At 73.3% G+C, this 15,657-nt stretch carries 9 protein-coding genes; 2 read left to right on the top strand and 7 right to left on the bottom strand.

From position 1 onward, the window contains the following. Positions 1-15: 15 nt before the first annotated feature. Positions 16-6,342, top strand: coding sequence for a carboxypeptidase regulatory-like domain-containing protein (locus tag M1R94_RS12695; RefSeq protein ID WP_249382073.1), 6,327 nt, complete (start codon positions 16-18; stop codon positions 6,340-6,342). A gap of 51 nt (positions 6,343-6,393) precedes the next feature. On the opposite strand, the gene M1R94_RS12690 is transcribed toward M1R94_RS12695, so the two are convergent. The 7 genes from M1R94_RS12690 to M1R94_RS12660 are packed head-to-tail and all read right to left on the bottom strand — an operon-like array spanning position 6,394 to position 12,528. Continuing rightward, positions 6,394-6,900 (bottom strand): hypothetical protein, encoded by a 507-nt coding sequence (locus M1R94_RS12690; RefSeq protein ID WP_249382072.1) that lies wholly within the window; start codon positions 6,898-6,900, stop codon positions 6,394-6,396. Next, entirely contained in the window at positions 6,893-7,438 is a 546-nt protein-coding gene (locus M1R94_RS12685) for a phage tail protein (protein ID WP_249382071.1), read from the bottom strand. The genes M1R94_RS12690 and M1R94_RS12685 overlap by 8 nt, the downstream gene beginning before the upstream one ends. Before the next feature lie 42 nt (positions 7,439-7,480). Continuing rightward, on the bottom strand, positions 7,481-9,427 hold the full coding sequence (locus M1R94_RS12680; protein WP_249382070.1) for a putative baseplate assembly protein: 1,947 nt from the start codon (positions 9,425-9,427) through the stop codon (positions 7,481-7,483). After that, complete coding sequence (locus tag M1R94_RS12675) at positions 9,427-9,870, bottom strand: GPW/gp25 family protein (protein ID WP_249382069.1); 444 nt, start codon at positions 9,868-9,870, stop codon at positions 9,427-9,429. Before M1R94_RS12675 ends, M1R94_RS12680 begins: the two co-directional genes overlap by 1 nt. Beyond that, a complete protein-coding gene (locus M1R94_RS12670; protein WP_249382068.1) occupies positions 9,870-11,681 on the bottom strand; it encodes a phage baseplate assembly protein V in 1,812 nt (603 codons plus the stop codon). The genes M1R94_RS12675 and M1R94_RS12670 overlap by 1 nt, the downstream gene beginning before the upstream one ends. Then, on the bottom strand, positions 11,678-12,334 hold the full coding sequence (locus tag M1R94_RS12665) for a CIS tube protein (protein WP_249382067.1): 657 nt from the start codon (positions 12,332-12,334) through the stop codon (positions 11,678-11,680). Before M1R94_RS12665 ends, M1R94_RS12670 begins: the two co-directional genes overlap by 4 nt. After that, positions 12,334-12,528 (bottom strand): hypothetical protein, encoded by a 195-nt coding sequence (locus tag M1R94_RS12660; RefSeq protein WP_249382066.1) that lies wholly within the window; start codon positions 12,526-12,528, stop codon positions 12,334-12,336. The genes M1R94_RS12665 and M1R94_RS12660 overlap by 1 nt, the downstream gene beginning before the upstream one ends. Positions 12,529-13,027: 499 nt before the next feature. Here M1R94_RS12660 and M1R94_RS12655 point away from each other — a divergent pair, with 499 nt between their 5' ends. Then, positions 13,028-13,495 (top strand): hypothetical protein, encoded by a 468-nt coding sequence (locus M1R94_RS12655; protein ID WP_249382065.1) that lies wholly within the window; start codon positions 13,028-13,030, stop codon positions 13,493-13,495. The last annotated feature ends 2,162 nt before the right edge of the window (positions 13,496-15,657 follow it).

Below are 15,657 nucleotides of genomic sequence, written 5' to 3'. Positions count from 1 at the left end.
CGACGTGAGCAGACCATGAGCAGCCTTCGACCCACCGGTGACCTCGCGCCCAGCGTGCTGGTCGAGCCGGACGCGCACGGAGCCTCCGGGCAGGAGGCGGTCGTCCGTGTCCACCTGCGCAACCTGGCCGACGGTCCGCGCGACATCACGGTGACCACCCTGGGTCTGGACGGCGAGTGGCTCCCGCTGCCCCGGCACGTGGCCGACGTCCCGGCCGACGCGACCATCTCGGTCGACCTCCTGGTCCGGATCGGGCCCGGTGCCGTGCCCGGCACCTATCCTTTCGCCCTCGCCGTCCAGGCACAGGTGAGCGGTCGCGGTGCGGCACGGGCCGTGGCGACCATGGTCGAGGGTGAGCTCCGCGTCGATGCCCCGAGCACCGTGATGATGGGCGTGGAGCCCGCGGAGTCGTCGGCGGTCTTCGGTCGTCGGGTCTCGGTCGTGCTGAGCAACAGCGGTGAGCAGGACGTCCGGCTGCGGCTCGCCGTGCGCCCGGTCAAGGGGATGCGGGTCGAGCTGACCGACGAGCAGGTGCGGGTGCCGGCGCGCAGCACGGTCCGGCTGCCCGCACGCCTGACCGTGCTGCACCCGCAGGTGGTCGGGCACCGCAACCGTCGGACGTTCGTCCTCGCGGCCACCGGTGACCAGGCGCCCGCCCGCTCCCAGGCCGTGCTGACCGCACGACCGTTGCTGGGCTCGGGTGCGATCCGTGCGCTGTCGATGCTCGTGGTGGCGGCGTTGTGGTTGACCGGGGTGGTGATCGGTGCGCCCTGGATCGCTCAGCGGGTGGGTACCGAGAGCACGCTCGCGGGCGGGTCGGGTGCCGGCGTGGGGGCCGAGGGCTCCGAGCCGGGCAGCAGGGACGGCGACGCGCAGGACCAGGACGCCCCGGCGGGCCGGAGCGAGCACGTGCGGATCGGCGGGATCATCAGCGCCGCCGACCCCGCGGGCTTCCGGGTCCAGGTGGTGCCGGCGAGCCAGATCGTGGGCGGTGACGCAGGTCCGGGCCAGGTGACTCCGGCCGCGGCGCAGCTCGGGCAGGCGCAGAGCGGCGGTGCGGGAGATGGCAGCGCGCAGGTGCTCACCGCTGCGCTCGCCGTGCCCGCTGCCTCCGACGGGGCACCTCTCGGCAAGGTGCCTGCCTCGTCGTTGGCGCTGGTCCGTACCGAGGTCGCCGACGCGGCCCGGAGCACCGCGTCCCTGGAGGACGGCACGTGGGCCTTCGCCGGGATGTCTCCCTTGTCGAACTACCTCATCACGTTGTCCAAGCAGGGCTTCCAGACGCAGCGGTTCGTGATGACCGGCGCCGAGGCCGCGGCATCACTGATCAAGGTCGAGATGGTCGCCGGGTCGGGCAGCCTGTCGGGCCGCGTCGTCGGGCCGCAGGGTGCGGTCGGAGGGGTGGCGGTGACTCTCACCGACGGCACCAACGTCGTCACCACGAGCACCGCGACGGAGGGCGACGTCGGGCGATGGTCCGTCGAGGGTCTGTCCACACCGAGCACCTTCCTGGTGACGGCAGCCGGTGAAGGGTTCGGCGCGCAGTCCCGACTCGTCGACCTCGCCGCCGGTGCGAGCCGTGAGGTCGACCTCACGCTGGACCGGGGGGTCGCGGCACTGGCCGGGACGGTGACCGGGCCCGACGCGTTGGGAGGCGTCGGTGGGCTGGGTGGGGTGACGGTCACCGCGACCGACGGGGTGGTCACCCGCAGCGCCTCGACAGTCACCTCGGGCCGAACCGGTGCGTTCATCCTGGCCGATCTGCCGGTGCCGTCGACCTACACCGTCACCGTCAGCGGCGACGGGTTCGCCTCCCACACGAGCCAGGTCACCCTGGGGACCGGTGCGGACGCGGCCACGTTGGACGTCAGGCTCGGCCTGTCCACCGGGGTGGTGCAAGGCACCCTGGTCGACGGTGCTGGTCTTGGCAAGGGCGGTGCGGGCCTGACGCTCAGCGACGGCGAGAACACCTACAAGACGATGAGCACCTCGGACGACCGCGGCACCTTCCGGTTCAACGGCATCGTGCCGGGGGACTACGTGCTCTCGGCCGAGCTCTTCGGTCACCTGGACGCCTTCGCACCGGTCACGGTCACCGCCGGGCGAGCCGTGAGCTCGGACCTGATGATGACGGTGATCCCCGGGGACGGTCTGCTGTCCACCTCCTTCATCCGTGGGCGCGTCTCGGATGCCCGCACCAACGGCGTGATCAGCTGCTCGAACCTCCAGCTCGAGCCCGACGGCACGCCGGAGAGGTGCGAGATCACGGTGACGCTGACCGCTCCGGCCGCGGACGGGTCCATCCGGACGATCGAGGTGACCTCGGACCCGGACCTCGAGTACACCGTCCCGGCTCCCGGTGCCGAGGGGCTCCTGCCCGGCCTCTACACCCTGACCCTGTCTGCCCCCGGCTACGAGCCGGGTCGGGTCAGGGTGCAGGTGGCGATGGGTGAGACGGTCGTGGCGGCCCAGGTCGCGCTGTTCCCCTCGCCCTCGGTCGTCGGAACCGTGCTGACCCGGGTCGGTGCCGTCCCGGCGGGGACCTGCGTGGTGGCGCGGCCCACCGGCGAGAGCGGTCCGCTGGGCGACTGCGTGACAGCCCAGGAGCCTGACGGCGAGGTGTCGTGCACCATCACCGGCGGCGCGCAGTGCGCAAGCACCCGACCGGACGGCTCGTACGCGCTCGAGCGTCTGGGCAGCGGGCAGTTCGACGTCATGGTGGTCCCGGGCGACGACGAGTACCTCACCGTCCCAGCGGTCGCGATCGTGCTGACCCCGGGCGACGTGCGACGGTACGACGCGACGCTGGACCGCCTCGCCCGGCTGGCGCTGACCGTGCTCACCGACAGCGGCTCGACCGCGCTGCTGCCCGCACCGGGTGCGGTGGTGACCCCGGTCCGGCTGTCCGACGGGCCCCTCACCCCGCGCCCCGACCCCTGGAGGACCGGCGCGGACGGGCGCGTCCTGGTGACCCACCTGCCTCCCGGTTCCTACCGGTTCGACATCGCCTGGGAGACGGTTCCCGAGGGTGAGACCGCGACGATCTCGCTGACCGCCTCCACGGCTGTGGTGACCCTGGGCACCAACCAGGAGATCGCCATGCAGGCTGTGCTGACCCGACCGCGCGCCTCGTTCCAGGGCGTGGTCACGACCCAGCTCAGCCCGAGCGCCCTGACCCCCGTCCCGGGGGCGAGCGTGCAGCTGAGCGGTGTCACCGGGTACTCCGGTCTGGTGCCGGTCACCACGACGGCGACCGTGCTGACCGGTGCCGACGGGGTCTTCGAGGTCGTGCCGACCCCGGCGGACGTCGACGAGACCTGGAAGGTGTACCTGCCACTGGTCACCGACCAGGTGAGCATCACCGTCAGGGTCCCCGGCGCGAGCCCCGGCGTCCCGCCCGCCTACCGTGAGCTGAGCTGGTCGAACGTGACGATCGCCGACCTCACCGCACCTCTCGTCCTGGAGCCCACCGGACGGCCCTTCGTCGGCACGATGACCTTCCTGGGTGGGGCCTCCCTGACACCCGCGCAGATGCTAGCCACCGAGTTCGACGTCGAGCGCGCTCCGCCCGGCGCAGGCAGTGCGGGTGTGCGCGCGGTGGCGACCGGGACGCCCGGCCAGGCCCGGCTCGTGTGGGGCGACCTGTCCCAGCCGGCCGACGGTGACGGCACCATGGTGCGTCCTGGCGTCTACCGGGTCAGGGCCTCGCTCGCCGGGTTCGACTCGACGGTCGTGGACTTCACCGTCCCCGTGCTCCCCGACGCCTACGGCCCGATCACCCTGGACCTTCCCCGGTTCGGTGAGCTGACCGTCGCCGTGGTCGCCGGTGCACCCCCAGGCTCCGCGGTGCAGGACCCCGTCGTGACGTTGATCCGGCCGGCCTCGGGGAACATCACCACCGCAGCGATCGCCGGCACCAACGAGGTGAGCTTCGGGGAGGTGGCCAGCGGGAGCTACCAGGTGCTGGTGCAGGCGGCCGGTCACGCGTTCCACACCTTCACCGTCACCGTGGCCCCGGGCCAGACGAACGCCGTGCCGGTCACGGTGACCAAGCTGGGGGCGATCACCGGCACCGTGTCGGTCCAGACCTCGACCGGCGCGACCCGGACCTTGTCGGGTGTGCTCGTGCGCGCCGAGCAGGCGGGCGGGCGGGTCTTCACCGCGACGACCGACACCTCCGGGGGCTACCGGATCACCGGGACCGCCAGCACGCAAGGGCTGGTCGAGGGGACGTGGACCGTCACCGTCGTGGCCCCGGGCTACGGGCTTGCCGACGGCGCCCCGTCCCGGTCGGTCCCGGTCGCGGGAGGCACCGAGGTCGCGGTGAACCTGCTGCTCAGGGCGACTCCGGTCGACCTCCGACTGACGGTCTACGACCCCGAGAACGCGGGGTCGACGGAGGTCGACCGGCTCCAGGTGGCCCTGGTCGGAGTCGACGGGACGGTGACCATCGACTGCGCCACCACGACCGACACGTGCCCGTCGCCGACCACCGACGGCCTGTACCTCTTCCCCGGGATCGAGCCGGGCAGCTACACGCTGGCGATCTCGGGCGGTGGCTTCGCGCCGCTGACGGTCAGCATCACGGTCGCTGCCGGGGAGCCGACCGTGCTGAGCCTGCCGATCGCGGCACGGACCAACACCGTCATCGGGACGGTGTCCGGCCAGGCCGGGGCCGCCGCGGCCGTACCTCTGGACGGTGCGACGGTCGACCTGCTCGAGGCGGGAACGCAGGCAGACCTCGGGTACTCCACGACCACCACCGATGGAGCGTTCACCCTGGTGGGCGTGGCTGACGGCTCCTACGTGCTCGCCGTCGACGCGACCGGCTACTCGGGCACCTCCCGCGCCGTCACCGTCCGGGGCGGTCAGGTGCTCTCGGTCGACCTCGTGCTGTACACGGTCACGCGCCAGGTGACGGTCACGGTGACCTCGGAGCAGGGCTTCGACCTCACCGGTGCGCTCGTCGCCCTGGACCCCGAGGCCACCGGTGGGCTCTCGTTGGCCGCCCAGCCGGTGGTCCGGGCCGGCGGCGGGGAGTTCCGCACCACCTTCAACCAGGTCCCGCCCGGTGCGTGGACGGCGTCCGTCTCGGGCCCGACCGGCCACTACGGCGTGACGAGCGCACCGGTCGCCGAGGGGGCGACCGTGGTGGCACTGGTCGTCTCCGAGGTGCGGGTGCGGGTCGTGGCGACGTCCACCGCCACCGACGCCCCGGCCTCACTGCCCTTCGTGATCACCCGGAGCTCGGGGGCAGGTACGGGGACGGTGGTCGTGGACGGGTCCGTCGGGATCGGTGCAGGGGCAGAGGTCGTGCACCTGGACCGGACGTCGAGCTACACCATCACCCCCGCTGTTGCGGGGTGGACGATCTCCCCGACGACGCGCAGCATCGCCATCGCCTCGGCCGGACCGGAGGTCACGGCCTCGTTCACCCTGGCCAGGACCGGGACGACGACGACGCTGGCGGCCGCACCGCACCCGGTGTCCCCGGGTCAGGTGCTGACCCTGACGGCGAGCGTGACGACCCAGGGCGGCACCGCAGGGCTGACCGGGGGGACGGTCACCTTCCTGCGTGACGGGGTGGAGCTGACCCCGGACGTGACCGTCTCGTCATCGGGTGGCACGCGGACCGCCGTCCTGACCCCGGACACCTCGGCGTGGACCGGTGGGGTGAGCGCATTCACCGCCCGGTTCAACGGGACGGGAACTCACGCGGGGTCGACGACGGCCACCGCGACCTCGGTGACGGTCCGTGTCCCGACCACGACGGCGCTCGTCTCGCCGCCCGCCACGATCGACCGGGGTAGCCCTGCCACGTTGGCCGTCCGCGTCACCGGCCCCGGCGGCGACCCGGTCGTGACCGGGTCGGTCACCTTCCTGCACGGGTCCACGGTGCTGGGCACGTCCACCGTCGACACGACGGGTGGGGCTGGTCTCGACCTGACCGGGGCCGTCACCGCGGGCCTGGCGCTGGGCACCTCGACCCTGACCGCCAGGTACGTGCAGACCACCACCCACACGGGTTCCGAGGTCTCCTCGGTCGTCACGGTGTACGGGGTCACGGTCGCCGCACTGGTGGCGAGCCCGTCCACGGGTGTGGCGACCGGGGAGATCGTGACCTTCACGCCGACCCGGAGCCCGGGCGGGGTTCCCGGGACGTTCACCGTCTACCGCGGGACTGCGCCGAACGGTGTGTCGGTGGGTACTGCGGGGATCGGGGGGACGGTCGCCTGGACGGCCACGGGCGTGTCCCAGAGCTTCTACGCCATCTTCAGGCCCGGTGCGGAGAGCTACTACCGTGCGTCGACGTCCCCGCCGGTGACCGTGACGGCTCCCTGACCCCTCAGGCGGACCGCTGCGTCACCGCGGGCGCCGGCCGCAGGGTCCCGCTCAGAGGAAGGTGCTGACGGCCCAGAAGCCCCCGACGGCGACCACCATCGCGACGAACCACCACCACGGGAACCGCTCGGCAGGCGTCGGCTCGCGGACCGTGACCGGGTCCGGGACGAGCACGGGCATCAGCACCGGAGCGGGGACCGGGGGTGGCGGCGGCGTCATGCTGCCATCGCATCGGATGCACAGCCAGGCTCCGGGGAGGTTCAGCTCGAAGCAGCTCGGGCAGGGGACAGTGGCGATCAGGGTCGCCCCCGAGGCTCCCGGTGCCCGACGTCGTGCGTCGTCGGAGTCGCCCGCCGGCGCCGTGGCGGCCGGGTAGCTCCGGGCCCAGAACAGCGGGTAGTCGCAGGCCGGGCAGAAGTCCTCTGCGTCGCGGCGTGAGGGGCGGACCACGGAGGTGGTCCCGCACTCCGGACAGCTGGTCATGGTGTCCTGCAGGCCGTCGTCCTCGGTGCCGCCGCGCAGGGGCTCGTCGGGCATCGCGGTCCAGGGCTCAGTCACCGGGCACCACCTCTCGGATCGACGGCTGGGGCCACACGAGCCGGTCACCGACCCAGAGCTCGGCACGGACCTGCGCGGGTACGTGGTCGGCCAGCAGGGCCACGAAGTCCTCCTCGGTCAGGCCACCTGTCGACGCGACGGACATGACCACCCACGCGGGATCCGCGGGGGCCTCGCCCTCGCGCCAGACCCCACCGCCGTCCTGGACGTGCACGGGTCCACCGCTGTAGGCCTCGAGGATCGCGGTCAGGCCGCTCTTCGTGCCGCGCCACCCCAGGGTGCTCGACGCGGTCGCGACCAGCTTGCGTGCGGAGTCGTCCGGGAGACCGGGGTCCAGGCCGGCCAACCCGATCCAGGTCGCGATCCAGCGCACCATCTGCGGCGGCGCGAGCGACGGGTCGACCAGGTGCTCGAGGTTGTCGGCATGGGCCAGGAGGGTGCCGGCCTCCTCCTGGAAGATCGACACGAAGCGTGTGAAGAAGTCGTCGCTGGTCATCCCCACCGGAAGCTGGGAGAGCATCCACTGGTCACTGCGCACGCCGGCCCCCCTCGGGTGGGCGCAGGCGCGCGACGGAGCGGGTCACCGGACCACGACCCGGTGCTCGGCCGACAGGAACAGGGTGTGGGCCTCGGGCAGCAGCACGTCGCGGCCGCTGCCCAGCCGGCGGCCGGTTCGCAGGTCGTACTCGAAGAGCAACAGCTCCTCGACCCGTTCGACCCCCTCGACGGCCTCGATGAGCTGGCCGATGCTTGCCGCGCTGATCTCGTGCTCGAACGGCCAGCCGGTCCCGTCGGGACCACCCGTGAGCGGGTTCACGTAGCGGTCGACGACGTCCAGCGCACGCTGGCGCACCAGCGCGGCGGGCCGCCCGGGCAGGGCCTTGACCAGTGCCGCCACGCTCACGCCCTGGTAGTACGGTGTCCCGACCTCGACGGCCACGCCGACCGTGCGGCGGGCGTCCAGGACGTCGCTGATCGAGCGCAGCAGCGGCTCGGACAGGGCGAAGTCGTCGATGCGGTGCGTCCGCGGGTCGGTGCGCAGCTGGGGGACGACGAGCACACGTACGGCACCGTTGGGGGTCTGCGTCGCCGGGAGGCACCTGGCCCGGGCGACCTCGACCGAGGTCTCGCGGGTGAGCCTCTCGAAGTCGCCGGCCGTGACCGCACGCTGCCCGGTGCGCAGCGTCAGGGGACCCCGCACCTTGGCCTCGGTGACGGTCTCGGCATCGACGCCACCACCGGCGGGGTGCAGGTTCACCACGCCCCCGACGAACGGGACCGTCGACCGCAGCGAGCTGAGGGTCCGCGCTCCGACGTTGCCCCGAGCACCACCCCCGTAGCGGTACCCGGTCACCTGGACCACAGCGCCGTCGGGGGGCACGGCACCGTGCTGGCGGACCGTGCCGTCCGGGTAGCGGATGCGGGGACCGAAACGCACGGTGCCGGTGGTCGACTCCCAGACCACGTGCAGGTCGGTCGGGCCGGACAGCGAGAAGTCGCCGACCTCGGTCCAGTCGGTGACCACCTCGCCGACCACGACGCGGACCCGTTCGTCCTCGCGGCGGGCGGCTACCGGGACCGAGCCGACACGGAACTGCTGGGCAGGCACGCCGGTCGAGCGGCCCAGGTTCTCCTGACCGGTGCTCGTCGCGTGCTCGGCCGGCACCGTGACCCCCACGACGTCGGCGCGCAGCGCCGCGATCCGGGGCGAGGCGTTGTAGGTGGGCTGGCCCGGTGCGGGGTGCACGAGACGTACGCGCAGCCAGTGGGCCACCGTCCCACCCAGGGTGAGCGGCTCGTGCGCCTGCGGGACGAGCAGGACGATCTCGCCGTTGCGGTTCAGCCCACCGGTGCTGTCGCTCCGCACCTCCACGGCGGTCCACGCCTCACCGGTCCAGACCTCCCAGGCGAGCGGGGGGTCGGCCGGGTCGACGCCGATGCCCTCCGCGGTCGCCTCCACGGTCAGCCGCAGCGCGAGTCCCGCGAGGGAGTCCGCGAAGCCCAGGGCGAGCGCGTCACCGGCCTGCACGGGCTCAGAGGTGAAGCAGGTCAGGGAGCTGCCGAGGTAGGTCAGGTCGTCCCAGCCGTCCACGACCTGCTCCTCGCGGGCACGCGTCGTGTGCGCCGCTCGCATCCGGGGTGGTGCTGCGACGGCCTCTCGCACGGTCGAGAAGATCACCGGGTCGGTCGCTGCGGTCGAGGTCGTGACCTCGGTTCCGACGGGGACGCCGACGGGCTGGGTGGCAGGTGCGGTCAACCAGAACGTCACGTCGGCGTGGGCCACCGTCGGTGGGAACAGCTCGATCCCGGCCAGGTTGAGGAAGTGCACGTAGAGCTTCTCGGGGACCTGGTTGACCCGGAACAGCACCATCTCGCTCATCCAGGCGAAGAGCTCGATGAGCGCGACGCCCGGGTCCGAGACGTTGTGGTTGGTCCATTCCGGGGTGAACCGCGGGATCATGCGCTTGGTCTCGTCGACGATGTCCTGGAAGGACCGGTCGTCGAGGTTGGGTGGGGGGATCGACATCAGCTGTCCTCACGCGGGATCACGTAGAAGGGGTACACGAGGTTGCGGCGGTCGTTGGTCGCCTTGACGAGATAGGTGATCGAGATGCGGACCAGGCCCGAGTCGTCGTCGTCCTGGGCGGGCAGCACGTCCAGGACCTCGACCCGTGGCTCCCACTGGGCCAGGGCGTCACGGACCGCCTCGGAGATCAGGCCGATCAGGTTGGCGTTGACCGGCTCGAACAGCAGGTCCCAGATGCGGCAGCCGAACTGCGGGCGCATCAGTCGTTCGCCGGGGGCGGTGAGCAGCACGACGCGGATCGAGCGGTCGAGGTCCTCGGCTCCGTCGGTCAGCCGGATCGCCCCGCGGTGGTCGACCTCGAGCGGCCAGCTGAACCCGCGCCCGATGAACGAGGCGTCGGGGCCCGCAGTCCCGGCGAGCATCCGGGGGTGGTGGGCGTCCATCAGTTGATCTGCACCATCCCGCCCTTGATCGTGGTCTGGGCCGAGCCTTCCACGGCGACCGTCGCCGAGGCCTTGATGTCCACCATGGCCCCGGACAGGGCGACCTTGGACTGGGCCTTGGCGGTCACCTCGGGCGCCTCGAGGAGGATCTTCTGCTGCGCCTTGAAGGCGATCGTGCTGCCCTCGAGGACGATCCCGCCCTTGCCGTCCATGGTGATCGACGAGCTGCCCGAGGCGATCTTCAGCGGGACGCCCTCCGGGAGGGCGAGGTCGGCGCGGTCCTTGCCCAGACGCAGGCTGACCTGCTCCCCGGCGAGGGCCAGACGGATGTGCTGCTCCTTGTCCTGGGCGCCGTCACCGAGCTCTACGACGTGGCCGAGCCGGGAGGTGAGTCGCCGGTTCTGGACCTTGCCGTCGCGCTGCATCTCGGCGGGTGGCTTGTTCTTCCCGCCGAAGAGCCCGCCCAGGACCACCGGGCGTCGGACGTCGGCTCCCTCGAAGCCGACCAGGACCTCGTCGCCGATCTCGGGGAGGATGACCATGCCTCGGTCGGCGCCACCACCCACCGCTGCGACCCGTGCCCACTCGGACTCGACCGTGCTCGCCAGGCCCGGGAAGGAGACCTTGACCCGGCCGATGCCCTGGGGGTCCTCCTTGATCTCGGTGACGATGCCCACGACCAGACCGGTGTGGGTGAAGCTCGACGTCGGGCCGGACCGGTCTCCGGCGGCCTCGCCGAGGTGGGTCGGGGGTCGGTCACCGGCGACGAAGTGGGTGTGGAACCCGCTCTGCCGGTAGAGGTGCTCGACCTCCTGCACGTAGTACGCACCGGTTGCCGGCCCGGCGCCGTGCACGTCGACCATCACCCCGGGGCGCAGCGTCGGGGTGACGGCGCTGCGACCTCGCGCGAGAACCATGCCCACCGACTGGACCTGGGCCGAGGCCATCACCTGGGCGTCGGTGGGGTCGAGCGCGCCGACCGTGGTGGAGAGTCGGGGGGCGACATCCCCGGGCACGTCGCCCATGAGGGTCGTCAGGCCCTTGGGGTGCCCGTCCCGCCGCAGGGCGACCCGGGCCTCCATGGCCTCCTTGGCCATCATGTCCCAGCCGCGCACCGTCACCGACGTCGGTGCGTCGCCGAAGACCTTCGCCGAGATCTCCCGGAGCGTCTCACCGAGGGTCAGCGTCACGGTCGGTCCGATGCCCTGCCCTCGCATCGCGGAGCCGTTGAGGGACTCCCAGGCGTGGAAGGTCCCGTCGACCACCTCCCAGTCGTAGCCGACGCGACGGGTGAGCTCGTCGACGAAGTGGAGGTCGCTGTCGGTCTGCAGCGCGTAGTCGAGCAGGGTGGGGTGGTGGGCGATATCGGCCTTGAGCCCGCAGCGGGTCACCACCTTGGTCAGGATGTCCGAGGTGGTCATCTGGAGGAAGGTCGCGGCACGGCTCGCTCGGCTCAGCGCGTAGGCCTTGTCCTCGACGACCGCGACGTGCTCGGGCGGTCCTCCGTCGCGTTGCTCGATGCCCGACGAGGTGACCTGACCGGTGAAGAGGAGGACCTGCGGGCTCCTGGAGACGGTTGCCTTCGCCTCGACCTTGACCTGCGCCCCGAGCGTGAGCCTGCTCTGCTTCGCCAGCGTGTAGCCGTGGTCGGAGAAGCGCAACGTGCATCGACCGATGGTGCGCACCGCGCGCCGGACGCGCAGCTCGACGAGCGCGTCGGCCCAGGGGGCGGGAAGGAGCATGCCGTCGACCGTCACGACGGGCGCGAGCGCCATGCCGTCCGTGGCCGGCGGCGCGGCGGTCGCGCTCACGTGTCCATCCTCGGTATCGAGATGAGCGCCCCAGGGCGTAGGGCGAGCGGGTCGTCGATGGAGTTCGCGGACGCCAGGCTGCGCCAGCGGGTCGAGTCGCCGTAGTACCGCGCGGCGATGCGGTCGAGGGTCTCCCCGGACTGGACCCGGTGCACCCGGTGCGGGCTCGGTGTCCCCGACGTGGGGTTCTGCGGGCCGAAGGCCTTGGACGGCTCGTACTGCTTGAGCGTGAGCGCGAGGGTGGCGCGCAGCGGGATGCCCGTGGAGGAGAAGTAGGTGAACGTCAGGTCGAGCTGTGCGACCACGGCCTTGAAGGAGTGCAGGTCGCCCCAGTGGAAGGTGACGTAGGGAGGCCGCACGTTGTTGGTCGCCTCGTTGGCGCCGGGCAGGGACGGGTCGACGTCCATGAGGGCCAGGATCTTCCCGGTGTACCGCGTGACCGGGACACCGGCGTTGGTCGTGTCGAAGAAGAGCTCGAGGGACAGCGTGCCCGACTGGGCACCTGTGTATCGCAGCTGGGGAACGCCACGGCCGGGCATCGCATCCCCCGCCCAGGTGTTGCTCCGGCTGATCGCCAGCTGCGCGGGGTTGAACAGGCACGGCAGCCGCTCGCCGCTCTCGATCTCGAGGAACGCCTTCTCGGTCGCCGGCATCAGAACACCCCACGGACATGGCGGCCACGGCGCTCGATCTCCTCGACGACGCGGTCCTCGAGGCGTTCGACGACCCGTTCGGTGATGAGGTCCAGGACCTCGCCCGACGGCTGCCAGGCGGCAGCGGGCGCAGGCGCGTCGTGCCCGCGCATCGAGAACGGGCTCGCGGGCGCGTCAGGGGCGGCTGGGTTCATGGTGGGACTTTCCAGGTGGATGGAGCCAGGAGGGCGGACGGTCGTGGACCGGGTGGCCCCAGGGCTCGCAGCACCCAGGGCGCCTGAGGCCTCCGCCGCGAGCAGGGCGCGCATGGTCGGGGGAAGGGCTGCGGCCGGCGTGCCCGAGGACGGGCCGGATGGCGTGGTGTAGCGACGGACCACAGGTCGGGGGTCCTCGCCCGGTCGGAGGCCCTGCGCCGGGGCTGTCCGCGACCGAGGGATCGCTGCGGACCGGGGTGGCAGGACCGCCCGGTCACCCGAGGCGGACCAGGTCCGTCGCGCGTCGCCTGTCGACGACCCGGGGAGCGGCGATCCGCCGAGCGGGGGACCGGCGTGCGGGGAGCCGGCGAGCGAGCCTGCCCCCGAGGTGCTGGTGGGGCCGGCTGGTGGGGTCAGGCCACGGACCAGACCTGGCACGGCCCACGGTCGACCGGGTGACCTACGGACCTGCGTGGACGCGGAGCCGAGGAGCCAGGAGGTGGTCGTCGACCGTGGGGCGGCCGTCGACCGGGGACCGGCTGCAGGCAGGGAGGCCGTCGCGGTCGGCTGCGGCGCACGGGACGCTCCGACCGAGGCGGAGGGCGTGGGGGACCCGGGGCGCGTGGGCGGACCGGACCGCGTCGGCGACCCGGACCACGTCGGCGACCCGGACCACGTCGGCGACCCGGACCACGTCGGCGACCCGGACGATCCGGGGGTGCCGGGCCGCCCTGCGGTGCCGCTCGTCGCGGCGATCTCCGAGGGACGTACGGAGCTGCGTCGGACCGCACCGGGTCGCGCGGAGCCGGCGGCCGCGGCGGTGGGTGCCGGCCTGCCGGGGTGGGGTCGGGTCGAGGCCGGGCGTGCGGCAGGTGCGATGCCCAGGGGCCACCTGTCCTGCGGGTCCTCGACCGCGGCGCCGAGCGTGAGCCGGCGGACCGGTGCCGGGCGGGGACGCCTCACGTGAGACGCCCGGCCGGTGGAGTCCGGCCCGTGCGCGGTAGTGGAGGGCCGGCCCGCTGCGAACCGTGCTGCTGCTGCGGACGGCCGTGCTGCAGTCGTCGAGGCCTGCGCCGATGCGCCGGACGGGGTTCGGGTCGCGGTCCCCGAACCTGTCGGTCCGGCGGGGCTCAAGGTCACAGCTCCGCGTGCCACTCGCATCGGGCGCGCCACGAGCACCTGGTGGCCAGGGAGCAACCCGCGGTGAGCGGACGGGAGCGGGCCGTGACCGGCGGGAGCCGCACGCTCGAGCTGACCCGCGGGCATCGCGCGCGCGAGGTGACCCGCGGGCATCGCGCGCACGAGGAGCGCCCCGGTCGCTGCGGCGGGCCGTGCCGCTGCGGACGCCGCGCGCATGCTCCGACGGACGGTGTGCGGGATGGTCGTCGTCGACGGGGCGCCGGTCGTGCCCGGCGGCCGAGCGTCGGCACGGCGCGAGGGCAGTGGGGCTGCGGAGAGTGCCAGACCGCTGTAGCGACGCACGGCCAGCTGGTCGGCGGGAGACTGCCGACGCCCGGTGGGGTGGTGCGACAGGCGACGACCAGGGACCTGCACTGCGCGTCGCCCTCCCGGGGCGGGGAGCGTGGGTTCGGCGGGTGCGGGGGCGCCGTGCCCTGCCGGTATGGCGGTGGTGACCGCAGCGGGCTGCGGTCGGACGGTGGTGGGGGCGGAGGGTGTGGAGGGTGCGGCGACGGCGCCGACCGCGACCGGACCCGTCGCGTGGTGGAGGTGACGGTGCTCGCCTGGTGACGTCGGGCCACCTGTCGAGAGGTCGGTGGCGCCTCGAGGGGTCTGCACCGTCGCCCCCGCCCGGGGAGCCGTGGGCGCGGGGATCCGGACGCCAGCGACCCGGACGGGCACGCCCACGGCACGCAGCAACGTCCTGGTCACGCCGGTCGCGGCCGACCGGCGCCGGACGGAGAGGGGCTGGGCGACCGCCAGCGGATGGACGGCGGGGAGGGCAACGGTGGGCGACGACGCACGCGGCGAGGCGGCTGCGACGTGGCGGGCGGATCGACTGGCGACCGCCGGAAGGCCCGGCGTCCTGGTCGTGCCGGGGGAGCGGTGCGCCGGCAGCGGGGACCCGGAGTCGGCGTGCTCCTGGGAGGTGGACCGACGCACGAGGCCGAGCGAGGACGGATGGTCGGTGAGCGCGGCGCCGGTCGTGGACGGCGACGCGCCCGACCCGACTCCGCCCGCGGGGGCCCTCGACGGCACCGGTCCGGTGAGGCCGGGGGCGGCAGCCGTGCGCACCGGACGCGCGGCTACCGGCGGCCCGGCCACGGCCGGATGGGTCGCGAGGGGTTCCGGTCCAGGCGACGTGACCCCCTCGGTGCGGCGTGGTGCGGCGGCCGAGGGTCGGGGCGTGCTCGGCGAGGTAGGTCGAACTGCAGCAGATGCCGCCCCTCCGGGCACCGGTCCCGCGGTACCCGAGACGGTTGCACGTGCGATCACGCCACGGCTGACGGCCGACGGCCGGGCACCCTGCCCCTTGTGGGTGCGGGCGCTCTGCTCGGTGCGTGCGCGGGTGCTCTGCTCGGTGTGGACTCGGGTGCCCTGCTCGGTCTGCGCGCGAGCGTGCGACGAGGCACGGGACGCCGCGAGTCGACGGCGCAGGTACTGGGTGGCGGGGCTGCCGGGTGCCGGTGTCCTGTCAGGGGAGCTGACCCGGGCACCCTGAGGTGCCGGCGGCGGTGAGGCGCCCCCCGCGCGCGTCCCCGGCGGGCGGTCCGTCCCGCCCGGGACCGATGTCGGCGGGCTCGACGCCGACCGACGACGGGTGTCGTGCGAGGTGAGCATCGACCCGGCCGCCATGACCTCAGCCGGCAGGCGCATCGGGACGGCCTGCGGGGCTGCGCCCGAGGACACGCCCCCGGGGCGCCACGTGCTCTGGTCGGGTACCCGCTGCGCGGCACGCCGTAGGCCACGACGGGGCAGGGCAGGGGTGGTCGTGGGGACTGTGGGCACCTTCGTGGACCCCGCGCCTTCGTCGGGCAGCCACCAGCGGGGTGCTCGCACCGTGAAGCCCGAGGGGTCGGCGACCTGTGCGGGCACGCTCAGGCTCCGGCGGACCGCGAGCGGACGGCCGGTCGAGGCGGTGAACCTCGTGCTCGCCTGGGCGAGCACGCC

Source organism: Actinotalea alkalitolerans, from assembly GCF_023369855.1.
Taxonomy (GTDB): domain Bacteria; phylum Actinomycetota; class Actinomycetes; order Actinomycetales; family Cellulomonadaceae; genus Actinotalea.
This window is presented reverse-complemented; position numbering and strand designations above follow the sequence as displayed.